The 23372-nt window shown below is 45.7% G+C and carries 36 protein-coding genes; 35 read left to right on the top strand and 1 reads right to left on the bottom strand.

The features are described 5' to 3' along the window. Positions 1–989 precede the first annotated feature (989 nt). The 35 genes from rpsL (at position 990) to BN4609_RS14180 (ending at position 21865) form a co-directional block, all read left to right on the top strand. The gene (rpsL, locus tag BN4609_RS14345) at positions 990–1370 is read left to right on the top strand and encodes a 30S ribosomal protein S12 (RefSeq protein WP_021992964.1); all 381 of its coding nucleotides are present in this window, start codon (positions 990–992) and stop codon (positions 1368–1370) included. Positions 1371–1519: 149 nt separating this feature from the next. Next, complete coding sequence (gene rpsG, locus BN4609_RS14340; protein WP_021992965.1) at positions 1520–1996, top strand: 30S ribosomal protein S7; 477 nt, start codon at positions 1520–1522, stop codon at positions 1994–1996. 24 nt (positions 1997–2020) lie between these two features. Next, positions 2021–4135, top strand: a complete 2115-nt coding sequence (gene fusA, locus BN4609_RS14335) for an elongation factor G (RefSeq protein WP_068857241.1) — start codon at positions 2021–2023, stop codon at positions 4133–4135. 101 nt (positions 4136–4236) lie between these two features. After that, positions 4237–4542, top strand: coding sequence for a 30S ribosomal protein S10 (rpsJ, locus tag BN4609_RS14330; protein WP_021582852.1), 306 nt, complete (start codon positions 4237–4239; stop codon positions 4540–4542). Between the two features lie 30 nt (positions 4543–4572). Beyond that, positions 4573–5187, top strand: a complete 615-nt coding sequence (gene rplC / locus BN4609_RS14325; protein ID WP_021992967.1) for a 50S ribosomal protein L3 — start codon at positions 4573–4575, stop codon at positions 5185–5187. Then, positions 5187–5816, top strand: coding sequence for a 50S ribosomal protein L4 (gene rplD, locus BN4609_RS14320; protein ID WP_068857240.1), 630 nt, complete (start codon positions 5187–5189; stop codon positions 5814–5816). Before rplC ends, rplD begins: the two co-directional genes overlap by 1 nt. 18 nt (positions 5817–5834) lie before the next feature. Further along, complete coding sequence (gene rplW / locus BN4609_RS14315) at positions 5835–6179, top strand: 50S ribosomal protein L23 (RefSeq protein ID WP_021992969.1); 345 nt, start codon at positions 5835–5837, stop codon at positions 6177–6179. Between the two features lie 7 nt (positions 6180–6186). After that, positions 6187–7011, top strand: a complete 825-nt coding sequence (rplB, locus tag BN4609_RS14310; protein ID WP_068857239.1) for a 50S ribosomal protein L2 — start codon at positions 6187–6189, stop codon at positions 7009–7011. Between the two features lie 22 nt (positions 7012–7033). Continuing rightward, positions 7034–7300, top strand: coding sequence for a 30S ribosomal protein S19 (rpsS, locus tag BN4609_RS14305; protein ID WP_021992971.1), 267 nt, complete (start codon positions 7034–7036; stop codon positions 7298–7300). Between the two features lie 34 nt (positions 7301–7334). Continuing rightward, on the top strand, positions 7335–7739 hold the full coding sequence (gene rplV, locus BN4609_RS14300) for a 50S ribosomal protein L22 (RefSeq protein WP_068857238.1): 405 nt from the start codon (positions 7335–7337) through the stop codon (positions 7737–7739). 8 nt (positions 7740–7747) lie between these two features. Then, positions 7748–8473, top strand: coding sequence for a 30S ribosomal protein S3 (rpsC, locus tag BN4609_RS14295; protein WP_021992973.1), 726 nt, complete (start codon positions 7748–7750; stop codon positions 8471–8473). Between the two features lie 15 nt (positions 8474–8488). After that, positions 8489–8917 (top strand): 50S ribosomal protein L16, encoded by a 429-nt coding sequence (rplP, locus tag BN4609_RS14290; RefSeq protein WP_021992974.1) that lies wholly within the window; start codon positions 8489–8491, stop codon positions 8915–8917. 3 nt (positions 8918–8920) lie between these two features. Further along, positions 8921–9115 (top strand): 50S ribosomal protein L29, encoded by a 195-nt coding sequence (gene rpmC, locus BN4609_RS14285; RefSeq protein ID WP_021992975.1) that lies wholly within the window; start codon positions 8921–8923, stop codon positions 9113–9115. 2 nt (positions 9116–9117) lie between these two features. Next, complete coding sequence (gene rpsQ / locus BN4609_RS14280; protein ID WP_021992976.1) at positions 9118–9384, top strand: 30S ribosomal protein S17; 267 nt, start codon at positions 9118–9120, stop codon at positions 9382–9384. A gap of 2 nt (positions 9385–9386) precedes the next feature. Further along, a complete protein-coding gene (gene rplN / locus BN4609_RS14275; RefSeq protein WP_021992977.1) occupies positions 9387–9752 on the top strand; it encodes a 50S ribosomal protein L14 in 366 nt (121 codons plus the stop codon). Between the two features lie 19 nt (positions 9753–9771). Next, positions 9772–10092: a 50S ribosomal protein L24 gene (gene rplX, locus BN4609_RS14270; protein ID WP_068857237.1), complete on the top strand. Its 321-nt coding sequence runs from the start codon at positions 9772–9774 to the stop codon at positions 10090–10092. Further along, positions 10092–10646, top strand: a complete 555-nt coding sequence (gene rplE / locus BN4609_RS14265) for a 50S ribosomal protein L5 (RefSeq protein WP_021992979.1) — start codon at positions 10092–10094, stop codon at positions 10644–10646. The genes rplX and rplE overlap by 1 nt, the downstream gene beginning before the upstream one ends. A gap of 5 nt (positions 10647–10651) precedes the next feature. Beyond that, positions 10652–10954: a 30S ribosomal protein S14 gene (rpsN, locus tag BN4609_RS14260; RefSeq protein WP_021992980.1), complete on the top strand. Its 303-nt coding sequence runs from the start codon at positions 10652–10654 to the stop codon at positions 10952–10954. Positions 10955–11004: 50 nt separating this feature from the next. Further along, positions 11005–11400 (top strand): 30S ribosomal protein S8, encoded by a 396-nt coding sequence (gene rpsH, locus BN4609_RS14255; protein WP_021992981.1) that lies wholly within the window; start codon positions 11005–11007, stop codon positions 11398–11400. 14 nt (positions 11401–11414) lie between these two features. Then, positions 11415–11981 (top strand): 50S ribosomal protein L6, encoded by a 567-nt coding sequence (rplF, locus tag BN4609_RS14250; protein WP_021992982.1) that lies wholly within the window; start codon positions 11415–11417, stop codon positions 11979–11981. 19 nt (positions 11982–12000) lie between these two features. Next, positions 12001–12345, top strand: a complete 345-nt coding sequence (gene rplR / locus BN4609_RS14245) for a 50S ribosomal protein L18 (protein WP_021992983.1) — start codon at positions 12001–12003, stop codon at positions 12343–12345. A gap of 6 nt (positions 12346–12351) precedes the next feature. Beyond that, positions 12352–12864: a 30S ribosomal protein S5 gene (rpsE, locus tag BN4609_RS14240; RefSeq protein ID WP_068857236.1), complete on the top strand. Its 513-nt coding sequence runs from the start codon at positions 12352–12354 to the stop codon at positions 12862–12864. 11 nt (positions 12865–12875) lie between these two features. After that, on the top strand, positions 12876–13052 hold the full coding sequence (rpmD, locus tag BN4609_RS14235; protein ID WP_021992985.1) for a 50S ribosomal protein L30: 177 nt from the start codon (positions 12876–12878) through the stop codon (positions 13050–13052). Positions 13053–13075: 23 nt separating this feature from the next. Next, the gene (rplO, locus tag BN4609_RS14230) at positions 13076–13522 is read left to right on the top strand and encodes a 50S ribosomal protein L15 (RefSeq protein WP_021992986.1); all 447 of its coding nucleotides are present in this window, start codon (positions 13076–13078) and stop codon (positions 13520–13522) included. Between the two features lie 4 nt (positions 13523–13526). Beyond that, positions 13527–14864, top strand: coding sequence for a preprotein translocase subunit SecY (gene secY, locus BN4609_RS14225; RefSeq protein ID WP_021992987.1), 1338 nt, complete (start codon positions 13527–13529; stop codon positions 14862–14864). A gap of 13 nt (positions 14865–14877) precedes the next feature. Then, entirely contained in the window at positions 14878–15654 is a 777-nt protein-coding gene (gene map, locus BN4609_RS14220; protein ID WP_021992988.1) for a type I methionyl aminopeptidase, read from the top strand. Positions 15655–15680: 26 nt separating this feature from the next. After that, entirely contained in the window at positions 15681–15899 is a 219-nt protein-coding gene (gene infA / locus BN4609_RS14215; protein WP_004341775.1) for a translation initiation factor IF-1, read from the top strand. A gap of 10 nt (positions 15900–15909) precedes the next feature. Then, positions 15910–16026 carry a 50S ribosomal protein L36 gene (rpmJ, locus tag BN4609_RS15960; RefSeq protein WP_009160995.1) on the top strand — a complete coding sequence of 39 codons (117 nt, stop codon included), beginning with the start codon at positions 15910–15912 and terminating at the stop codon, positions 16024–16026. Positions 16027–16119: 93 nt separating this feature from the next. After that, on the top strand, positions 16120–16500 hold the full coding sequence (gene rpsM / locus BN4609_RS14210; RefSeq protein WP_021992989.1) for a 30S ribosomal protein S13: 381 nt from the start codon (positions 16120–16122) through the stop codon (positions 16498–16500). A gap of 85 nt (positions 16501–16585) precedes the next feature. After that, positions 16586–16975 carry a 30S ribosomal protein S11 gene (rpsK, locus tag BN4609_RS14205; RefSeq protein ID WP_021992990.1) on the top strand — a complete coding sequence of 130 codons (390 nt, stop codon included), beginning with the start codon at positions 16586–16588 and terminating at the stop codon, positions 16973–16975. Positions 16976–17024: 49 nt separating this feature from the next. Then, complete coding sequence (gene rpsD / locus BN4609_RS14200; protein ID WP_021992991.1) at positions 17025–17630, top strand: 30S ribosomal protein S4; 606 nt, start codon at positions 17025–17027, stop codon at positions 17628–17630. A 12-nt stretch (positions 17631–17642) separates the two neighbouring features. After that, complete coding sequence (locus tag BN4609_RS14195; protein ID WP_021992992.1) at positions 17643–18635, top strand: DNA-directed RNA polymerase subunit alpha; 993 nt, start codon at positions 17643–17645, stop codon at positions 18633–18635. A gap of 69 nt (positions 18636–18704) precedes the next feature. Continuing rightward, entirely contained in the window at positions 18705–19205 is a 501-nt protein-coding gene (rplQ, locus tag BN4609_RS14190) for a 50S ribosomal protein L17 (RefSeq protein ID WP_021992993.1), read from the top strand. 731 nt (positions 19206–19936) lie between these two features. Further along, a complete protein-coding gene (gdhA, locus tag BN4609_RS14185; protein ID WP_068857235.1) occupies positions 19937–21274 on the top strand; it encodes an NADP-specific glutamate dehydrogenase in 1338 nt (445 codons plus the stop codon). 63 nt (positions 21275–21337) lie between these two features. Then, positions 21338–21865 carry a septal ring lytic transglycosylase RlpA family protein gene (locus tag BN4609_RS14180; RefSeq protein WP_306455832.1) on the top strand — a complete coding sequence of 176 codons (528 nt, stop codon included), beginning with the start codon at positions 21338–21340 and terminating at the stop codon, positions 21863–21865. Between the two features lie 69 nt (positions 21866–21934). Here BN4609_RS14180 and BN4609_RS14175 read toward each other — a convergent pair whose 3' ends face one another. After that, on the bottom strand, positions 21935–22756 hold the full coding sequence (locus tag BN4609_RS14175) for a YMGG-like glycine zipper-containing protein (RefSeq protein WP_068857303.1): 822 nt from the start codon (positions 22754–22756) through the stop codon (positions 21935–21937). Positions 22757–23372 lie beyond the last annotated feature (616 nt).

Here is a 23372-nt window from a genome sequence, read left to right as displayed (position 1 = left end):
GATAACTGGTTCTTTATTCGTCTGCCATATCTGTTTCGTATAAATATTTTGTCAATATTTTTTACTTCACGTTTTGCCGCAAATACCAACTGCGATTAAACCAAAATCGGTCATTAGAACGTATATATTTGAATAAATCTTTATTTCACATACACTCCGGTCTGTTTGCGCGTTTCTGTCAGCGTCTTGCTTACAGTTCAGTCTCGGCGTAGCCGCCACACCTTTGATGAGGCTGAACACGATCCGGCTGACAGCAGTATGAAATAAGGATGGAAGTGTGATGACGTTTCTGGTTAAAAGGGAAATGTCACCTGAGAGCGACGGACAGTATGCGGAAGAATTCTTCCTTATCATGTCATTGCCATAATCTCCTTACGTCATGCGGTTTCTCGTCCTGTTTTGTCTTATCCTTATGACAGTGCGTCAGGGCAGAGGCTTCCATTTCAGACATGGATTTCTAATCGGTGTGGAATATAATGCATGAGCGGAGAAATGACGGATAGTCCGCCATTGTCAATCCGCGTCTCGTACCGGTTTCATACAGACATGTTCCTATTTTTGTACAGAGAGTCGCTTATTTCATCAGATGTAGACGTGAAATAAGGTGTTCGGGACATCGGGAGGGAGGGGTGAGTCTGCCGTATAATAAGCTTTTGCCGGATATGTCTTATATGGAATAAGCACATATAATTATGGTACGCGCGACATGAACACATGCCTGTATTTGGCTGCAACAGCGTCTGCCGAAGAGTGCCGGAACTGCTCATGTTTCTTCAAGAAGTCGGGAATTGTGAGCGATAACAGGTGTAAAGTAGATTAATATAAGTTATATAATGTTAATTGAATAAATCTCTGCCGCTTTCTTTACCGCTTCTTTTAGGCGGATTAAATAAAAGTTTGTACCTTTGCAGCCCGAAAGGCTCATTGTAGCCTGTTTGTAATAGTTTGATAACAACAAAATAAATATATAAATTTAAAAAAGTAATATTATGCCTACAATTTCACAATTGGTAAGAAAAGGCAGAAAGGTGCTCGAAGACAAGAGCAAGTCACCGGCTCTGGACGCATGTCCTCAGCGTCGCGGTGTTTGTGTCCGTGTCTACACAACCACACCTAAGAAGCCTAATTCGGCAATGCGTAAAGTTGCCCGTGTACGTTTGACAAACCAGAAGGAAGTGAACTCCTACATTCCCGGAGAAGGACACAACCTGCAGGAGCACAGCATCGTGCTGGTTCGCGGCGGTCGTGTGAAGGACCTTCCGGGTGTGCGCTATCACATCGTACGTGGTACTCTTGATACCGCAGGTGTTGCAAACCGTACCCAGCGTCGTTCAAAATACGGTGCCAAACGTCCGAAAGCAAAGAAATAAGATAACATTAAGTTGTTGATCGGACTATAATATTTTATAATCGTTTTGCTGGAGAATTGTTAAAGAGACAGGTTGAGTAAATGTCCGGGAGCGGACGTTGAAGAACACTAATAAACAGCCCCAAGCAGAATTAAATTTTCAAAAACAAAATGAGAAAAGCAAAACCAAAGAAGCGCGTGGTTCTTCCGGATCCCGTCTTCAATGACCAGAAGGTTTCAAAATTCGTTAATCATCTGATGTATGACGGCAAGAAAAACGCTTCATACGAGATTTTTTACAATGCACTTGATGTAGTGAAGGAGAAGATGGCAAAGGAAGAAAAGCCGGCTCTGGAGATATGGAAGCAGGCTCTCGACAACATCACTCCGCAGGTAGAGGTGAAGAGCCGTCGTATAGGTGGCGCAACCTTCCAGGTTCCTACTGAGATACGTCCCGAGCGCAAGGAAAGCATTTCGATGAAGAACCTTATCCTGTTCGCACGTAAGCGCGGCGGTAAGAGCATGGCAGAGAAGCTTGCTGCTGAGATTATGGACGCATACAACAATCAGGGCGGAGCCTTCAAGCGTAAGGAAGACATGCACCGCATGGCAGAAGCTAACCGTGCATTTGCTCACTTCAGATTCTAATCCACTAAATAAGGTAAAAAGAAAATGGCAAGTCGCGATTTACATTTGACTCGTAACATCGGTATCATGGCTCACATCGATGCCGGAAAGACCACAACGTCTGAGCGTATTCTCTTCTACACCGGTAAGACACACAAGATAGGTGAGGTGCATGACGGTGCCGCAACAATGGACTGGATGGCTCAGGAGCAGGAACGTGGTATTACTATTACTTCTGCTGCTACAACATGTAACTGGAAGTGGAACGACAAGACTTATAAGATAAACTTGATTGACACTCCGGGACACGTTGACTTCACTGCAGAGGTTGAACGCTCTCTGCGCGTGCTCGACGGCGCGATAGCAACCTATTCGGCAGCGGACGGAGTGCAGCCGCAGTCTGAGACTGTATGGCGTCAGGCAGACAAATATAATGTTCCGCGTATAGGATATGTCAACAAAATGGACCGCTCGGGAGCGGACTTCTTCGAGACTGTACAGCAGATGAAGGACATCCTTGGCGCCAATCCGTGTCCTATACAGATACCAATCGGTGCGGAGGAGAACTTCAAGGGTGTTGTAGACCTTATCAAGATGAAGGCTATCCTGTGGCATGACGAGACCATGGGTGCCGAATACAGCGTCGAGGAAATACCTGCCGACCTGGTTGACGAAGCAAATGAATGGAGAGACAAGCTTCTTGAGAGTGCCGCAAACTTTGACGATGCTCTCATGGAGAAATATCTCGACGGTCAGGAGATAGGCGAGGAGGAGCTTATCAGCGCAATCCGCAAGGGTACGATATCCATGCAGGTTACTCCGATGCTTCTCGGTTCGTCATACAAGAACAAGGGCGTACAGCCGCTTCTTGACTACACATGTGCGTTCCTTCCTTCTCCTCTTGACACAGAGGATATCATAGGTACAAACCCTGATACAGAGGAAGAGGAGTCGCGCAAACCGTCGGAGGATGCTCCGACATCGGCTCTTGCGTTCAAGATTGCAACCGATCCGTTCATGGGACGTCTGGTGTTCTTCCGTGTTTATTCTGGTAAGGTTACAGCAGGTTCTTACGTGTACAACCCGCGTTCGGGTAAGAAGGAGCGTATCAGCCGTCTGTTCCAGATGAACTCAAACAAGGAAATCCCGATGGAGGCAATAGAGGCTGGCGACATAGGCGCAGGCGTAGGCTTCAAGGATATCCGCACCGGTGACACTCTTTGCGATGAGGCACACCCCATCGTTCTCGAGTCGATGACATTCCCTGACACCGTTATTTCAATTGCTGTTGAACCGAAGAGTCAGGCTGACATAGCCAAGCTGGACAACGGTCTGGCAAAGCTTGCTGAGGAGGACCCGACATTCACCGTACGCACCGACGAGCAGAGCGGTCAGACAATCATCTCTGGTATGGGTGAGCTTCACCTCGACATTATCATCGACCGTCTGAAGCGTGAGTTCAAGGTTGAGTGTAATCAGGGTAAGCCGCAGGTTAACTATAAGGAGGCTATCACACAGCCTGTCACTCTGCGTGAGGTTTACAAGAAGCAGAGCGGTGGACGTGGTAAGTTCGCTGACATCATCGTGACTGTCGGTCCTAAGGATGAGGATTACAAGGAAGGCGACCTGCAGTTTGTCAATGAGGTTAAGGGCGGTAACGTGCCTAAGGAGTTCATCCCGTCTGTACAGAAGGGTTTTGAGACCGCAATGAAGAACGGTGTGCTTGGCGGTTATCCTATGACAGGACTCAAGGTTGTTCTTACCGACGGTTCTTTCCACCCGGTAGACTCTGACCAGCTGTCATTCGAGCTCGCTGCAATCAATGCTTACAAGAACGCATGCCCGAAGGCGGGTCCGGTTCTTATGGAGCCGATAATGAAGGTCGAGGTAGTGACACCGGAGGAGAACATGGGTGATGTTATCGGAGACCTTAACAAGCGTCGTGGACAGGTGGAAGGCATGGATGAGGCTCGTAGCGGTGCGCGCATCGTGAAGGCTATGGTTCCGCTGGCAGAGATGTTCGGTTATGTTACCGCTCTGCGCACAATCACATCCGGACGTGCTACAAGTTCAATGGAATATGATCATCACGCACCTCTGTCAAGCTCAATAGCAAAGGCTGTGCTTGAGGAAGTGAAGGGACGTGCCGATCTGGTATAATTCAAGCATAACAAATGATAAAATCGGAGTACTGCCTGCTTAGCGAATGACTCTTAAGCGGCAGACTCCTTTTTAAAACAATCATGTAATCAAAAATATTTATGAGTCAGAAAATCAGAATTAAGTTGAAGAGTTACGACCACAAGTTGGTTGATAAGTCTGCAGAGAAAATCGTTAAGGCTGTTAAGGCGACAGGTGCTATTGTGAGCGGTCCTATTCCACTTCCTACGCACAAGCGCATTTACACCGTAAACCGCAGTACGTTCGTTAACAAGAAGGCACGCGAGCAGTTCCAGCTCAGTGATTTCAAACGTCTTATCGATATATACAGTTCTACAGCCAAGACAGTTGACGCTCTGATGAAGCTTGAATTGCCGAGCGGTGTGGAAGTAGAGATCAAAGTATAGTATTTTTTTTAATATTTAATTATAATTGAAATGCCAGGATTAATTGGAAGAAAAATCGGAATGACATCCGTTTTCAGTGCCGACGGCAAGAATGTGCCGTGCACTGTTATCGAAGCTGGTCCTTGTGTTGTGACACAGGTGAAAACCGTTGAAAAGGACGGTTATAAGGCAGTTCAGCTGGGCTTTGGTGAGGCAAAGGAAAAGAACACCACCAATGCTATGATGGGTTGCTTTAAGAAAGCCGGTACAACACCGAAGAGACACTTGGCCGAGTTCAAGTTTGATGAGGAATATAACCTCGGTGATACGCTTACTGTTGAAATCTTCAACGATACAAAGTACGTTGACGTTGTTGGTACTTCAAAGGGAAAAGGTTTCCAGGGTGTTATGAAGCGTCACGGATTCGGTGGTGTCGGTCAGAGTACTCACGGACAGGATGACCGCGCTCGTAAGCCGGGTTCAATCGGTGCCTGCTCTTATCCTGCAAAGGTGTTCAAGGGAATGCGTATGGCAGGACAAATGGGTGGCGACAGAGTAACAACCCAGAATCTGAAAGTATTAAAAGTTATTCCGGAGCATAACCTCATTCTCGTAAAGGGTTCTGTTGCCGGATGCATTGGTTCAACCGTATTAATTAATAAATAATGGAAGTTAGCGTATTAAATATCAATGGTCAGGAGACCGGAAGAAAGGTTACGTTGAACGAATCTATCTTCGGAATTGAGCCTAACGATCATGTTCTGTATCTTGACGTTAAGCAATACCTCGCTAACCAGCGTCAGGGTACGGCAAAGACAAAAGAGAGAAGCGAAGTAAGCGGTTCTACACGTAAGCTCGGTCGTCAGAAAGATGGCGGCGGTGCCCGTCGTGGAGACATCAATTCGCCTGTACTTGTCGGTGGTGGTAGAGTTTTTGGTCCGAAACCACGCGATTATGGTTTTAAACTCAACAAGAAGGTGAAGGCTCTCGCACGTAAGTCTGCATTGTCATACAAGGCACAGGCAAACGATATAGTTGTAGTAGAGGACTTTACTTTGGACGCACCGAAGACAAAAGATTTCGTAAATATTACTAAAAATCTTAAAGTGGACGGTCGTAAGACTCTTCTTCTTTTGCCAGGTGTAAATAAAAATGTATATTTGTCAGCTCGTAACTTGCAGCGCACTGAAGTCATGACTGCATCGGCACTTAACGCATACAAGGTTTTGAATGCGGATGTGCTTGTTGTGACAGAGGATGCGCTGAAGATGATTGACGGAATCTTAACAAAATAAAAGGGAGACAAAAGCAATATGGCAATTATCATAAAACCATTGGTCACTGAGAAGATGACCAAAATGACAGACAAGTCTTCTGTAGAGAAATCTTATAAGGTAAAGGGTGAGACAAGAACAAAGAAAGCTGAGACCAAGTATGGTTTCATCGTGCGCCCGGATGCCAATAAGTATGAGATTAAGAGTGAAGTCGAAAGTCTGTACAACGTTACAGTGATTGACGTGAACACAATGCGTTATGCAGGTAAGCGCATGAGCCGCTATACCCGCGCAGGTCTTATCAAAGGACAGAAGAACGCATACAAGAAAGCTATCGTTACTCTGAAGGAGGGCGATTCAATTGATTTTTACAGCAATATTTAAATAAAAAATGGCAGTACGTAAATTCAAACCGGTTACTCCGGGACAAAGACACAAGGTTATTGGCACGTTCGAGGAGATTACTGCATCCGTGCCAGAGAAGTCTCTCGTTTTCGGTAAACGCTCTACCGGTGGTCGAAACAACACCGGAAAAATGACAGTCCGCTACAGAGGCGGCGGTCATAAGAGAAAGTATCGTCTGATCGACTTTAAACGTGAGAAAGATGGTGTTCCAGCTGTAGTAAAAACAATAGAATACGATCCGAACCGTTCGGCTCGTATTGCTTTGTTGTTTTATGCAGATGGTGAAAAACGTTACATTATTGCTCCTAATGGACTGCAGGTGGGTGCTAAACTGATGTCAGGCGCGGATGCCGCTCCTGAGGTCGGAAACGCTCTTCCTTTGGCAAACATTCCTGTCGGTACTGTGATTCACAACATTGAATTGCGTCCGGGACAGGGTGCGTTGCTCGTTCGTTCGGCTGGTAATTTTGCTCAATTGACTTCTCGTGAAGGCAGTTATTGTGTAGTTAAGCTCCCTTCTGGCGAGACACGCCAGATTCTGAGTGCTTGTAAGGCAACAGTAGGTAGCGTCGGTAACTCCGACCACGCTCTTGAACAGTCCGGTAAGGCTGGACGTTCACGTTGGCTCGGTCGTCGTCCGCACAACCGTGGTGTGGTTATGAACCCTGTAGATCACCCGATGGGTGGTGGTGAAGGACGTCAGTCCGGAGGTCATCCGCGCTCACGCAAGGGTCTTTATGCAAAGGGTCTCAAGACACGCGCACCGAAGAAACTTTCGAACAAGTATATCATTGAAAGAGCTAGTAAATAATTTTAGTTAACAAGAGTAAATTATGAGTCGTTCATTAAAAAAAGGTCCATATATCAACGTCTCTTTGGAGAAGAAGATTCTTGCCATGAATGAGAGTGGCAAAAAGACTGTTGTAAAGACATGGGCCAGAGCATCAATGATTTCCCCTGATTTTGTGGGACACACTGTTGCAGTTCATAACGGAAATAAATTTATCCCTGTTTACATTACTGAGAATATGGTGGGACACAAACTCGGTGAGTTCTCACCCACACGTAAGTTCGGTGGACACGCCGGCAATAGAAAGTAAGCGGGTTAAAACCATTTAAAACAAGATAATAATAATGGGAGCAAGAAAACATATAGCGGCTGAAAAGAGAAAAGAGGCCCTTAAGAATTTGTACTTCGCAAAGCTCAAAGGCGTTCCTTCTTCACCACGTAAAATGCGCTATGTCGTAGACATGGTTCGTGGCATGGAGGTTAACCGCGCACTGGGAGTACTGAGATTCTCCAAGAAGCAGGCTGCCGCCGACGTTGAGAAACTGTTACGCTCGGCCATTGCTAACTGGGAAGCAAAAAATGACCGCAAGGCAGAAGACGGCGAACTTTATATTTCTAAAGTATTCGTTGATGAAGGTGTTACTATGAAGCGCATGAGACCGGCACCGCAGGGACGTGGCTATCGTATTCGCAAGCGCAGCAATCACGTTACACTGTTTGTTGATTCCAAAACTAATGACGAAAAATAAATAGCAGAATGGGACAGAAAGTTAATCCAATAAGCAATCGTTTGGGTATTATCCGTGGCTGGGATTCCAATTGGTTCGGAGGTAAAAACTTCGGTGACAATCTGGTCGAAGACCGCAAAATACGTAAATACCTTAATGAGCGTCTGGCAAAAGCCAGTGTTTCAAAGATTGTAATAGAGCGTACGCTGAAACTCATTACAATTACAATCTGCACAGCTCGTCCTGGTATCGTCATTGGTAAGGGTGGACAGGATGTTGACAAACTGAAGGAAGAGTTGAAGAAACTCTACAAGAAAGACATCCAAATCAATATCTTCGAGGTGAAGAAGCCTGAGCTTGATGCAAACATTGTCGCAAACAATATAGCACGTCAGGTTGAAGGTAAAATCGCATATCGTAGGGCTATTAAGATGGCAATCCAGAATACGATGCGGGCAGGTGCTGAAGGTGTGAAGATTCAGATCACCGGACGTCTGAACGGAGCTGAAATGGCACGTAAGGAGATGTACAAGGAGGGAAGAACTCCGTTGCATACTTTCCGTGCTGATATAGACTACTGTCAGGCAGAGGCACTCACCAAGGTGGGACTCCTTGGCATCAAGGTTTGGATTTGCAGAGGTGAGGTTTATGGCGAGCGCGATCTGACTCCTAACTTTACACAGGAGAAACAGAATGGTGGCTCTAATGGCGGCCGTGGTAATCGCGGTAATCGCAAGAGAAACAATAACCGTTAAAAGTAAGACACTATCATGTTACAGCCAAAAAGAGTAAAATATAGAAGACCTCAAGACGGGCGTGGCAATAAAGGCAACGCTCACAGAGGCACACAGCTGGCTTTCGGATCGTTTGGCATCAAGACACTTGAGGCAAAATGGATTGACAGCCGTCAGATAGAAGCTGCACGTGTAGCTGTGAACCGCTACATGCAGCGTGAAGGTCAGGTATGGATCAGAATATTCCCGGATAAACCAATCACACGTAAACCTGCTGATGTCCGCATGGGTAAGGGTAAGGGTGATCCAGCAGGATGGGTCGCACCTGTTACTCCGGGTCGTATCCTCTTTGAAGTTGAAGGAGTAAGTTTCGATGTTGCAAAAGAGGCTCTTCGTCTTGCAGCTCAGAAACTGCCGGTAAAGACAAAGTTTGTTGTTAGACGTGATTACGATAAAAACGCTTAAACTATGAAGAGTAAAGAATTGAAAGACTTGGACGTCAAGTCTCTTAATGAGAAATTGGAGACAGAGGTTGCTCGCCTGAATCAGTTAAAGCTTAACCATGCGGTTTCTCCTCTGGAGAATCCGTCACAGATTAAGGCTGCACGTCGTGATATCGCACGTCTGAAAACCGAGATCCGTCAGAGAGAACTTAATAAATAACAATGGTCCAGATGGTAACAAGAAATTTAAGAAAAACAAGACAGGGTGTGGTTGTAAGCAACAAGATGGATAAAACCATTGTTATTGCCGCAAAGTTTAAGGAGATGCACCCTATTTATGGTAAGTTTGTCCAGAAGACAAAGAAATACCATGTTCATGACGAGAACAATGAGGCAAATCTCGGTGATACTGTCCTCATCATGGAAACACGTCCTTTGAGTAAGACAAAGAGATGGAGATTAGTTCAAATAACTGAAAAAGCTAAGTAATTATGATACAAGCAGAATCAAGACTTACAGTATGTGATAACAGCGGCGCACGTGAAGCTCTTTGCATTCGCGTATTGGGCGGAACACGCCGTCGTTATGCAAGTGTTGGTGACGTTATTGTCGTAGCTGTCAAGAACGTTATCCCATCAAGTGATTTGAAAAAGGGTGCAGTATCTAAGGCTTTGATTGTTCGCACAAAGAAGGAAATCCGCCGCCCGGATGGCTCGTATATCCGCTTTGATGACAATGCGTGTGTACTGCTCAACAATGCGGGCGAACTTCGTGGTAGTCGTATATTCGGTCCGGTTGCGCGTGAACTGCGTGCCGTTAATATGAAAGTCGTTTCTTTGGCACCTGAGGTTCTATAATTTAAAATAAGATTTAGAAATGAGTAAATTACATATTAAGAAAAATGATACAGTCTATGTTCTTGCCGGTGAGGACAAGGGCAAGACTGGTAAGGTGCTCAAAGTCTTGGTTGACAAGAACCGCGCCATTGTGGAGGGTGTGAATATTGTCTCTAAGAGCACAAAGCCCTCTGCAAAGAACCCTCAGGGCGGTATCGTCAAGCAGGAGGCTTCAATACATGTCTCTAATTTGAGCCTGATTGATCCGAAAAGTGGCAAGCCTACACGTATTGCCATAAAGAAGAACGATGACGGCAAGAAAGTACGTATTGCTAAAAAGTCAGGGGAGGAAATCAAATAATGGATACAGCACAGTTAAAGAAAGTATATGTTGAGAGCATTGCTCCGGCATTGAAGAAACAGTTCAACTATTCTTCATCAATGCAGGTTCCTGTCCTGAAGAAGATTGTCATCAATCAGGGATTGGGAGACGCTACACAGGATAAGAAGATTATTGATGTCGCAATCAATGAGATTACTGCAATTACCGGTCAGAAGGCTGTTGCAACTTATTCAAAGAAGGATATTGCAAACTTCAAGCTCCGTAAGAAAATGCCTATTGGTGTAATGGTAACACTTCGTCGTGAGCGTATGTACGAATTTCTTGAGAAACTTGTGCGTATCGCTTTACCGCGTATTCGTGACTTCAAGGGTATTGAGAGCAAGTTTGACGGACGCGGTAATTACACATTGGGAATACAGGAGCAGATAATCTTCCCTGAGATTAACATTGACGCTATAGACCGCATCCAGGGTATGAACATCACATTCGTGACTACAGCTCAGACAGATGAAGAGGGCTATGCTCTTCTCAAAGCATTTGGCCTTCCTTTCAAAAACGCTAAAAACGATTAAGTAATATGGCAAAAGAATCAATGAAGGCTCGCGAAGTTAAGCGTGCGAAGATGGTTGCCCGCTATGCTGCGAAGCGTGCGGCTCTTAAGAAAGTCATTGCTACTACTGACGATCCTGCTGAGGCATATGAGGCTGCTCGCAAGTTGCAGTCCATACCTAAAAATGCAAACCCAATCCGTTTGCACAACCGTTGCAAGATCACCGGTCGTCCGAAAGGATATATCCGTCAGTTCGGCTTGTCACGTATTCAGTTCCGTGAGATGGCTTCCGCAGGACTTATTCCCGGTGTTAAAAAAGCAAGCTGGTAAATTATTTAATATTGTCGGGGTAGTCCCGATTAATTAAAACATTATATTATATGACAGATCCAATAGCAGATTATCTGACAAGACTCAGAAACGCAATCATGGCACATCATCGTGTCGTTGAGGTTCCTGCGTCAAACTTGAAGAAAGAGATTACAAAGATCCTCTTCGAGAAAGGATACATCTTGAACTACAAGTTCATAGAAGATGGTCCTCAGGGTACAATTAAGGTTGCTTTGAAATATGATCCGGCAACCAAGGTCAACGCAATCAAGTCGTTGAAGCGTGTTTCCACCCCCGGTCTCCGTAAGTATACCGGTTATAAGAACATGCCGAGAGTTATTAACGGATTAGGTATTGCGATTTTATCTACATCCAAGGGTGTAATGACAGACAAGGAAGCTGCTGCTCTTAAAGTTGGCGGTGAGGTTCTTTGCTATGTTTATTAATTGGAGGATTGATTATGTCAAGAATAGGAAAATTACCAATTAAAATCCCCGCAGGTGTAAATGTTACTATGACTGATGGGGTTGTAACTGTAAAGGGACCTAAAGGTGAGCTTTCTCAGCAGGTAGATTCTTCCATCATTGTTAAGATTGCTGATGGTGAGATTGTATTCGAAGTTGACGAAAAGAGTCCTGTAGACTATAAGCAGAAGCAGGCATATCATGGCTTATATCGTGCCTTGGTAAACAATATGGTAGTAGGTGTAAGCGAAGGATACAAGAAAACTCTGGAACTTGTCGGTGTCGGATATCGTGTTTCCAATCAAGGTAATGTGATAGAATTCTCTTTGGGATATACACACCCAATCTTCCTTGAACTCCCGAAAGAGGTTAAGGTCGAGACAAAGAGTGAGAGAAATCAGAATCCGTTATTGATGTTAGAGTCTTGCGACAAGCAGTTGATTGGCCTTATCTGTGCAAAAATTCGTACTTTCCGCAAACCGGAGCCTTATAAGGGTAAGGGTATCCTCTTCAAAGGCGAGGTCATCCGCAGAAAATCTGGTAAGTCAGCTTCTGCTAAGTAATCTTTTAAAATTTACGATTATGACAACAAAGAAAGTAGAAAGACGAATAAAAATTAAATACAGAATTCGTAAGCGTGTTAACGGAACTGCAGAGCGTCCTCGTTTGAGCGTGTTCCGTAGCAATAAACAGATTTACGCACAGGTTATAAATGATTTGACCGGATCGACTCTTGCATCTGCGTCTTCTCTCGGACTCGAGAAAATGCCAAAGATTCAGCAGGCGGCTAAGGTTGGCGAGATGGTAGCTGCCAATGCGCAGGCTGCCGGTATAACTACTGTTGTTTTTGACCGTAACGGTTATCTTTATCACGGACGTGTTAAGGAGTTGGCTGATGCAGCTCGTAAAGGTGGTCTTAAATTTTAAACGATTATGACAATGAATAAAGTTAAAGTATATAATGACGTTGAGTTGAAAGACCGTCTGGTGGCCATCAACCGTGTTACAAAGGTAACAAAGGGAGGTCGCACTTTTACTTTTGCTGCTATTGTCGTTGTTGGTGACGGTAAAGGTGTCATCGGCTACGGGCTTGGTAAGGCAGGTGAAGTTACGGCGGCAATATCCAAGGGTGTTGAAGCTGCAAAGAAGAATCTTGTTAAGGTTTCACTTGTCAAAGGAACGATTCCTCACGAGGTTGAAGCCCGCTTTGGTGGTTCGCATGTATTCATGAGACCTGCAGCTGCGGGTACCGGTCTTGTTGCCGGTGGTGCTATGCGTGCCGTTCTCGACAGTGTAGGTGTAAAGGATGTCCTTGCAAAGTCCAAGGGCTCTTCAAACCCGCACAATCTTGTTAAGGCAACGATAGAGGCTCTCACAGAGGTGCGTGATGCTTACACCATAGCTGGTGTTCGTGGTATCAGTATGGAAAAAGTTTTTAACGGATAAGGAGACTTACAATGGCAACAATAAAGGTAAAACAGATAAAGAGCCGTATCGGCGCCAACAAAGAGCAGAAGAGCACTCTTTTGTCTTTAGGTCTGCGAAAAATCTCTCAGGTGATTGAGGTTGAAGACACACCCAGTATACGTGGTATGATACGAAAAGTTCATCATCTGGTAACAGTAGTTGAATAATTAATCTTTAAGAAGAATAAATTATGAAATTAAATACTTTAAAACCAGCAGAGGGTTCTACACATTCTCGTCGCCGTATAGGCCGTGGACCGGGATCCGGATTAGGCGGTACTTCAACTCGTGGACACAAGGGTGCGAAAGCTCGTTCTGGTTATAAGAAGAAGATAGGTTTTGAAGGTGGTCAGATGCCTCTTCAGCGTCGTGTGCCCAAGGCTGGATTCAAGAATATCAATCACAAGGAATACTTTGCAGTTAATCTTTCTGTTCTGCAGATGCTTGCTGAATCAAAGAATCTGACAAAGATTGGACTTGATGATCTCAGAGCGGCAAATCTTGTAAAGAAGAACGCCCTTGTAAAGATTCTTGGCAACGGTGAACTCAAGGCGAAGCTTGAAGTCGAGGCAAATGCTTTCTCGAAAACTGCTGAAGAGGCTATCAAGGCAGTTGGTGGTAACACAACTATAATTTAGGTCAATGAAAAAATTTATTGAGACACTGAAGAACTGTTGGAGAATTGAGGATTTGCGTCAGCGACTCCTCATAACTCTCCTGTTTACGGCTATATACCGTTTTGGCTCGTTTGTGGTACTTCCTGGTATCGATCCGGGCATGTTGCAAAGATTACAGTCGCAAACATCCGGCGGACTGATGTCATTGCTGGATATGTTCTCTGGTGGTGCGTTTTCCAATGCATCAATATTTGCACTTGGAATTATGCCGTACATCTCAGCTTCTATCGTAATGCAGCTCTTGGCCATTGCAGTTCCTTTCTTTCAGAAAATGCAGAGAGAGGGAGAAAGCGGTCGCAAGAAGATCAACTGGTATACTCGAATTCTGACTATAGCCATATTGTTCTTTCAGGCACCGTCATATCTCCTTAACCTGAAGGCTCAGGCTCCTCAGGCTCTTGCATCAGGACTTTCATGGTCGGCATTCATGATTTCCGCTTCAATAATTCTTGCTGCAGGAAGCATGTTTGTTCTTTGGTTAGGAGAGCGTATTACAGATAAAGGTGTTGGAAATGGTGTTTCAATGATCATTATGATAGGTATCATTGCAAGGTTCCCGCAGGCATTCATTCAGGAAGTGGCAACACGTCTGAATGCTATTGCCGGTGGCGGACTTGTGATGTTTATTGTTGAAATACTTATTCTGTATGCGGTTGTGTGTGCTGCGATTCTTCTTGTGCAGGGAACACGCAAGATACCGGTACAATATGCAAAACGTCTTGTAGGTAACAAGCAGTATGGCGGAGCGCGTCAGTATATTCCTCTGAAGCTTTTTGCCGCTAACGTAATGCCTATCATCTTTGCACAGGCTTTGATGTTCATTCCGCTTGCAATCGTACGGTATCAGAGTGAAAACGCATCATGGGTAGTAAGTTCATTGATGGATAATCGTAGTCTGTTGTATAATTGTGTATATGTCATTCTTATAGTGGCGTTCACATATTTTTACACAGCTATCACCTTGAATCCTACTCAGATGGCAGAGGATATGAAGCGTAATAATGGTTTTATTCCCGGCATACGTCCCGGAAAGGATACAGCAGAATATATCGAGACCATTATGTCGCGTATAACATTCCCCGGCTCCTTGTTTATTGCATTCATTGCAATAATGCCTGCTCTTGCAGGTCTGCTCAATGTGCAGCAGCAGTTCTCTCAGTTCTTCGGAGGAACGTCCCTTCTGATTCTTGTCGGAGTTGTCATCGATACACTTCAGCAGATTGAGAGTCATTTGCTCATGCGTCATTACGATGGTCTGTTAAATTCAGGCCGTACACGTAACAGCGGAGTCTCTGCATATTGATATTCTTTGGAAAATGAAGATATTTCTGAAGACTAACGATGAAATACAGCTGATGCGCGAGGCTAACCAGCTTGTCGGTAAGACCTTGGCGGAATTGGCAAAACATATCAAACCGGGTGTAACGACCCTTCAATTGGATAATATTGCGGAAGAGTTCATAAGAGATCATGGAGCGATTCCCACGTTCAAGAATTTTCCAAATCCATTTGGAGGGCCATTCCCTGCAAGCATCTGTACCTCGGTAAACGATGTGGTGGTGCACGGTATACCGGATAATAAGACAGTCCTTCGTGACGGTGATATTATTTCGATAGATTGTGGAACATTGCTTAATGGTTATAACGGTGACAGTTGCTATACGTTTTGTGTAGGCGATGTCGCACCAGAGGTCAGGCAATTGGTCGAGACAACAAAGGAGTCCTTATACAAAGGCATTGCTCAGGCTGTTGCAGGGAAACATATCGGTGATATAGGGGATGCGGTTCAGTCGCATTGTGTTAAAATGGGCTACGGTGTTGTTCGCGAACTTACCGGTCACGGTATCGGACGTGAAATGCACGAAGACCCGCAGGTCCCGAATTACGGTATGCGCGGACACGGTGTGTTGCTTAAGGCTGGCATGTGTATTGCCATTGAACCGATGATTACAATGGGGTCGCGTGAAGTCGTCATGATGCCGGACAAATGGGGTATACGTACCCGGGACGGCAAGCCCGCCGCACACTTCGAACATACTGTAGCCATTCAGCGTGGCAAGGCTGAGATTTTATCTACATTCGACGGAATATAACATTTAAAAAGAAACAGAACAGGATTATGGCAAAGCAGTCTGCTATAGAACAAGACGGAACAATTGTGGAATCATTGTCTAACGCGATGTTCAGAGTGGAACTCGAGAACGGCGTTCAGATAATAGCGCATATTTCAGGAAAAATGAGGATGCACTATATAAAGATTCTGCCAGGAGACAAGGTTAAAGTGGAAATGAGCCCTTATGATTTGACAAAGGGCAGGATAGTTTTCAGATATAAATAAACTCAAAGATATGAAAACAAGAGCATCGTTAAAGAAACGCACACCCGACTGTAAGATAGTACGTCGTAAAGGTCGCTTGTTCGTTATCAACAAGAAGAACCCTAAGTATAAAATGCGTCAGGGCTAATTAAAAAAAAGGAGACAAAGGGCAGAGATTGCGAAATTTCTTGCTTGAAGCTCAAAATAAACAAAACATCAAAATTTAATTAAATTATTAACAATGGCAATAAGAATTGTTGGAGTAGATTTGCCCCAGAATAAGCGTGGCGAAATCGCATTGACCTATATTTACGGTATAGGTCGAAGTAGTTCAGCAAAGATATTGGATAAAGCCGGTGTCAGCCGCGACCTGAAGGTAAGCGAGTGGACAGACGATCAGGCTTCCAAGATCCGTGAGATTATCGGTGCTGAATTTAAGGTTGAAGGTGATCTCCGTGCAGAGATTCAGATGAACATCAAGCGTCTCATGGATATTGGTTGTTATCGTGGAATCCGTCATCGTAATGGTCTTCCTGTTCGCGGTCAGAGCACAAAGAATAATGCCCGTACACGTAAAGGAAAGAAGAAGACTGTTGCTAACAAGAAGAAAGCTACTAAGTAAAATTTAGTTTGGAGTTGGAAGTTTGGAGAATTTAATGTCTCAAACCTTTTAACTTTTGACTTTTAACTTTTAACTAAAAAAGATTATGGCAAAGAAAACAGCAACATCCAAAAAAAGAAATGTGAAAGTCGACGCTATCGGACAGCTCCATGTTCATAGCTCTTTCAACAATATTATAGTGTCTTTGGCTAACAGCGAGGGACAGATTATCTCATGGTCTTCTGCCGGCAAGATGGGATTCCGCGGTTCAAAGAAAAACACTCCGTATGCGGCTCAGATGGCAGCAGAGGATTGTGCAAAGGTAGCTTACGATCTCGGCTTGCGTAAGGTTAAGGCTTATGTGAAAGGTCCGGGAAACGGACGTGAGTCTGCTATCCGTGGCGTTCACAGCAGTGGAATAGAGGTTACAGAGATTGTAGACGTTACTCCGCTGCCGCACAACGGCTGCCGTCCTCCAAAGAGACGTAAGGTATAAGTTCCTGCTTCAAACAAAGTTACACAAATAAAAAGCATTTTATAATATTATGGCTAAATATATAGGTCCGAAATCTAAAATTGCGCGTCGCTTCGGTGAACCGATTTTTGGCGCAGATAAAGTTTTGTCCAAGAGAAACTTCCCTCCTGGACAGCATGGCAACAGTCGTCGTAGAAAGCAGTCTGAGTACGCAGTCATGCTGGCAGAGAAGCAAAAGGCTAAATACACATACGGTGTATTGGAGCGCCAGTTCCGTAATATGTTTGAAAAAGCAGCCAAGGCAGAAGGTATTACCGGTGAGGTTCTTCTTCAGAATCTTGAAAGCCGTCTCGACAATGTTGTTTTCCGTATGGGTATCGCCCCGACACGTGCGGCTGCCCGTCAGCTTGTAGGTCACAAGCACATTGTTGTTGATGGTAAGGTAGTCAACATACCGTCATATTCAGTAAAGCCAGGCCAGATAGTAGGAGTGCGTGAAAAGTCAAAGTCTCTTGAAGTTATTGAGTCTGCTCTTGCTGGTTTCAATCACAGCAAATATCCTTGGATCGAGTGGGATGCAAATACCAAGAGCGGTAAGTTCCTGCACAAGCCGGAACGTGCCGATATTCCTGAGAATATAAAGGAACAGTTAATCGTTGAGTTGTACTCTAAATAAATCATTAAATTAATGGCGATATTAGCATTTCAAAAACCTGACAAAGTTGTAATGTTGGAGGCCAACGATAAATTCGGCAAGTTCGAATTCCGTCCTCTTGAGCCTGGCTTCGGCGTTACCATAGGTAATGCGCTGCGCCGCATACTTCTTTCGTCGCTTGAGGGATATGCCATCAACACGGTGCGCATATCCGGGGTCGAGCATGAGTTCTCGTCCGTACCGGGAGTGAAGGAAGACGTGACCAACATTATCTTGAATTTGAAACAAGTAAGATTCAAGCAAGTAGTAGAAGAATTCGAGAACGAAAAAGTTAGTATCACCGTAGAGAATTCAACAGAATTCAAAGCAGGTGATATTGGTAAGTATCTGACTGGATTTGAAGTGTTAAACCCTGATTTGGTGATTTGTCATTTAGATGCCAAGGCTTCGATGCAGATAGACCTGACCATCAACCAGGGACGTGGATACGTTCCCGCTGATGAGAATCGCGAGTTCTGCACTGACGTTAATGTAATTCCAATCGATTCTATCTACACCCCTATCCGCAATGTGAAATATTCGGTCGAGCCTTATCGTGTCGAGCAGAAGACCGACTACGACAAGCTGGTTCTCGAAGTCACTACGGATGGTTCCATAAGTCCGAAGGACGCACTTAAGGAAGCCGCCAAGATTCTTATCTATCACTTCATGCTGTTCTCTGACGAGAAGATCACACTTGAGAATCCCGATCACGAGACCAACCAGGAGTTTGATGAGGAAGTGCTTCATATGCGACAGCTGCTCAAGACAAAGCTTGTGGACATGAACCTCTCAGTCCGTGCCCTCAACTGTCTTAAAGCTGCTGATGTGGAAACTCTCGGAGATCTTGTACAGTACAACAAGACAGACCTTCTCAAGTTCCGCAACTTCGGTAAGAAATCGCTTTCAGAGCTTGATGATTTGCTCGAGAGTCTGAATCTGTCTTTTGGAACCGATATTTCTCAATACAAATTAGACAAAGAATAATCCGGCATTATTATTGCGGACATCCGTTGTCCGCAATAACCGGTTTATCGTAAAAAGTAAAAAACAAAAATGAGACATAATAAGAAATTCAACCATCTGGGTCGTACTGCATCTCACCGTCAAGCCATGCTTGCTAACATGGCAATCTCGCTGATAATGCACAAAAGAATCACTACGACCCTCGCAAAGGCTAAGGCTTTGAAGAAATATGTTGAGCCTCTGCTTACACGTAGTAAGGACGACTCAACAAATTCTCGTCGTGTCGTATTCCGCTATCTTCAGAACAAAGAGGCTCTGAAAGAGCTTTTCGGTGAGGTGGCTGCAAAGATTGGCGACCGTCCCGGAGGATACACACGTGTCATCAAGCTCGGTACACGCAGAGGCGACGCTGCTCCGATAGCATTTATCGAACTTGTCGACTTCGATGAGAACATGGCTAAGACTCCGAAGGCTGCCAAGAAGACCCGTCGTAGCCGCAAGTCTGCCGCAAAGGCTGAGGAGGCTGCACAGGCACCGGTCGCTGAGGCAACAGAGGCACCGGCAGCAGAGGAGGCACCTAAGGCTGAATAAGATTCTGGAACATCAGACTCGTTTTCATATCGGACCGCAATATAACGTTGCGGTCCTTTTTTTGTTTTGACCCAATCCGCTTATTATACTTCATTCATATTCCGTACTGATGTAATCACTTGTTGTTTTCTGCTTTTATACACGATGCAACGGACTATGTCGGGAGTAGACGGAAGACAAGATGACGGCAGCTGTGCGGAAGAGTCATAAGAAAACCGGCAATCAAGTAAAACAAGCTTTAACGGTCTGATTGCTCATTCGGGTTTAAACATGTCTGACCGTAATGCTTAACGACTGCTGCCGCATGGTTCATCTATAACATGACTCCTTCTCACTTCATCCATGCCACGTCCTGTTGTCTTGCCGTTTGCCTTCCGCTTTGGTCTGAGACATGACTGTAGACACTTGCAGACAAGATGACGGTGGCAGGATGGAAGATAGGGCGAAGAGTCGGCATTCAAGTATGAGTCTGTTATTTGCGCTATGCTGCTGCCCGGACATATATGTCAAAACAGCTGCGTGGCATACGGACTCACACATGTCGGCACTATGGTGGAGAAACATGATAGAGTCCGAAATTTGCCATGAAATCATGAGTAATTTACATTTGTAAACAAATTATCATGAAAAATAGAGTTTTTCATTTGGAAGGGAAACAAATTAAAGCTATATTTGCGATGTGTATTGACATAAAGACATAATCTAAGAACCCAACCTAAAAAACATACATTATGGATGTCAAAAAAGTATTGAGCAGTATCGAGTTCAGACATCCCGGCGAGCCGGAATATCTGCAGGCAGTGAAGGAAGTGTTGCTTTCCATAGAGGAAGAATACAACAAACACCCTGAATTTGAGCGTGTCAAACTGATAGAACGCATGGTGGAGCCGGAGCGCGTGATAACATTCCGCGTGCCGTGGGTAGACGACAAAGGCGAGGTGCACGTCAACACGGGTTACCGTGTGCAGTTCAACAGCGCCATCGGTCCGTACAAAGGCGGCCTGCGTTTCCACTCATCAGTGAACCTCTCCATCCTGAAGTTCCTCGGATTCGAGCAGACTTTCAAAAACGCACTCACCACTCTGCCCATGGGCGGCGGCAAGGGCGGCTCGGATTTCTCCATCCGCGGACGGTCAGACGCTGAGGTGATGAGGTTCTGTCATGCGTTTATGAGCGAGCTCTACCGCCACATCGGACCCGACGAGGACATTCCCGCAGGCGACATAGGTGTGGGCGCGCGTGAGATAGGCTACCTCTTCGGAGCATACAAGAAGCTCACCCACAAGTGGAGCGGAATGCTCACCGGAAAAGGACTGGAGTGGGGCGGATCGCGCATAAGACCTGAAGCCACAGGCTACGGAGCACTATATTTCGTGAAGCAAATGCTCGAGACGCATGGAATAGACATAAAAGGCAAGACCGTGGCAATAAGCGGATTCGGCAATGTGGCATGGGGAGCGGCTAAGAAAGCGACGGAACTCGGAGCGAAAGTAGTCACAATAAGCGGACCCGACGGATACATTTATGACCCGACGGGCATCAGCGGAAAGAAGATAGACTACATGCTGGAACTGAGGGCAAGCGGAAACGACGTATGCCAGCCTTACGCAGACGAATTCCCGGAGGCTACATTCTACGAGGGAAAGAAACCTTGGGAGGTGAAATGCGACATCGCCCTGCCGTGCGCCACACAAAACGAGCTCAACGGCAACGATGCTGACATGCTGATGGCAAACAATGTGATGTGTGTTGCAGAGGTATCTAACATGGGATGCACCGCCGACGCCGCCGACAAGTTCATCGCCGCCAGACAGCTCTTCGCACCGGGCAAGGCTGTCAACGCAGGAGGTGTAGCCACATCAGGACTTGAGATGACACAGAACTCCATAAGACTGACATGGAGCGAAAAGGAAGTGGACGAGAAACTGCACTACATCATGCATTCCATTCACGAACAGTGCGTGAAGTACGGCAAGACAGAGGACGGTTACGTCAACTACGTCAAAGGTGCCAATGTCGCCGGGTTCATGAAGGTGGCTAACGCCATGATGGCGCAGGGTATCGTATAAACGAAATGTATTACATAAAACAATATTGTGAAATATCGAAGAAGTGTATTATTATTGATTTCAATGTTAAGCTTTACTCTTCTGTACCCTCAAAAGATACAGAAGGGTAAAGCTTCGTATTATTCAAAGAGGATGACCGGAGCGCGCACAAGCAGCGGTGAAAGACTTCACCACGACAGTCTGACATGTGCGCACAGGACGTATGAGTTCGGGACCATGCTCAAAGTGACTAATCCGGAAAACGGAAAGGAGGTCGTTGTAAGGGTGACCGACAGAGGACCGCACATAAGGGGGCGGATCATCGACCTCTCGTGGGGAGCGGCAAAAGAGCTGGGCATTCTTGCAAAAGGCGTGGCGATGGTTGTTGTGGAGCCCATGGACAACTACATAGTACCGTTCAAGCCAACGACGGACATACAGCTGCCGGAAATCGATTTCGGCTCTGCAAACTGGAGATACACCATGCCTAAGGAATGGAAAGTAAAGCAGAAGGCTTTCAGAAAAAAGGCGTCGCTTGGAAAAAACAGGTCAAAATCTGAGAAAAACAACAGGGCGAAAGACGCAAAAAAAGCAGCCGTCCGTGAAGACTGACAGGGCGGCGGCATAATAAAACAGATAAAAGGTGACAATGAAAGGACATTTCATTATCACCTTCCGGATTCATTTGCTTGTACTGATATTAAATTCATGCACTTTTGATATGGTGGTGTCGCCTGACAGCACCGACACGCATATCCTCACATTCCCTTTCTTCAGACGCTTGTCTGCCTTGACAATGGCGGTATAGCGCACACCGCGTCCCGGTGCGATACTTTCCACATATACACTCGGAGAGATGTATATGTGCCTGTTGCCTGTCGCGTCCATCACCACGGGACGCACGTTTGACACCGGCTTGTCACCACGGTTGTAAATCTCGAATATCACCTTGCACGTCTCGCCGCGGCTGATGCGGTTGTCGTGGTTCTCGTCCACGAAGCGTGCGTTCACTATATCCACATGCGGTGAATAGGCATAGTCGGAAACCAGCTCCTCAACACTCGATGACGACGGCATCTTGACGGTCTGCTCCCCGGCACTGTAGTCCCCGGTGTAATCGCTGCCGTTGAAGTCATAAAGGATGTCGTCACCGGCATTAGACGGGTCAAAACCGCTCCGGCTGTCGTCATATCGGTTTTCCTGCCTGCTGTAGTCATTATGCCGCCGGCTTCTTTTTCGTGGTCTTTCTCCGTCATAGTCGTTGTATGATGTCTGCCGTTGCCTGTCAAGCTGTGAGCCCGCCGCTCCGCCTACAGCCGCTCCTCCAGCCATACCTATCAGCGTTCCGATGTCGCTGCCGCGCGGACCGCCTGCAATGCCACCTATTGCCGAACCGAGTATAGAACCGAGACCGGCACCTGCATAAGCACCGTAACCGGCTGAGGTGGTACAGCCGCATAACACGAAAAACGGAAGTACTGCTAATACAAAAACCTTTCTCATATTCATATCAATCACATTTACATTATACAATATCGTCGGGAGACGCACATTCTGAAACCGCAGTCTCCACACCGGCAAAGATAGTATATAATGTGGCTGTGGAGAAATTATTTAACATCATTTCATCTTATACGGAAGCATATTAATGGAATATTAAACCTGTCAGACTCCTGCCTGCTTCATGCTCTTGCCGTAACGGGCTGTGGTTAAGCCCGATGGGGTTGTCGACATTCGCGCATTCTTATGATACGGTAAGACATACGGTGTCGGGCTTTTGCCGTCGATGTGCCGGAATATACCATTACCCCTGAATCGCTCGTCAGTCCGTCAAATTCTTTTCCCGGTTCATTGTCTGCTTGTTCATACCTCTTCCACGCTGCTGCCGCCATTCTTTATTCTATCTTTCTCTGATGTAGTCAGTTGCATTTCCGATAAAAGCGGAGAGCGGTCTGGCGGACGGCAGCACGTGGCAAATATTAAGTCCGATAACCGTTTCGGATTAAAACGCGGCAGATGGTCTGACGGCAGCAGCGATGAAGAGGAACGACGGGTCTGCATGTCAGGAAATGGAGCTGTTCCGGAGGTGTGACGCCGGTTGGCGTTTAGGCATGACAGA

It is taken from the genome of Leyella lascolaii, from assembly GCF_900079775.1.
Classification (GTDB): domain Bacteria; phylum Bacteroidota; class Bacteroidia; order Bacteroidales; family Bacteroidaceae; genus Prevotella; species Prevotella lascolaii.
This window is presented reverse-complemented; position numbering and strand designations above follow the sequence as displayed.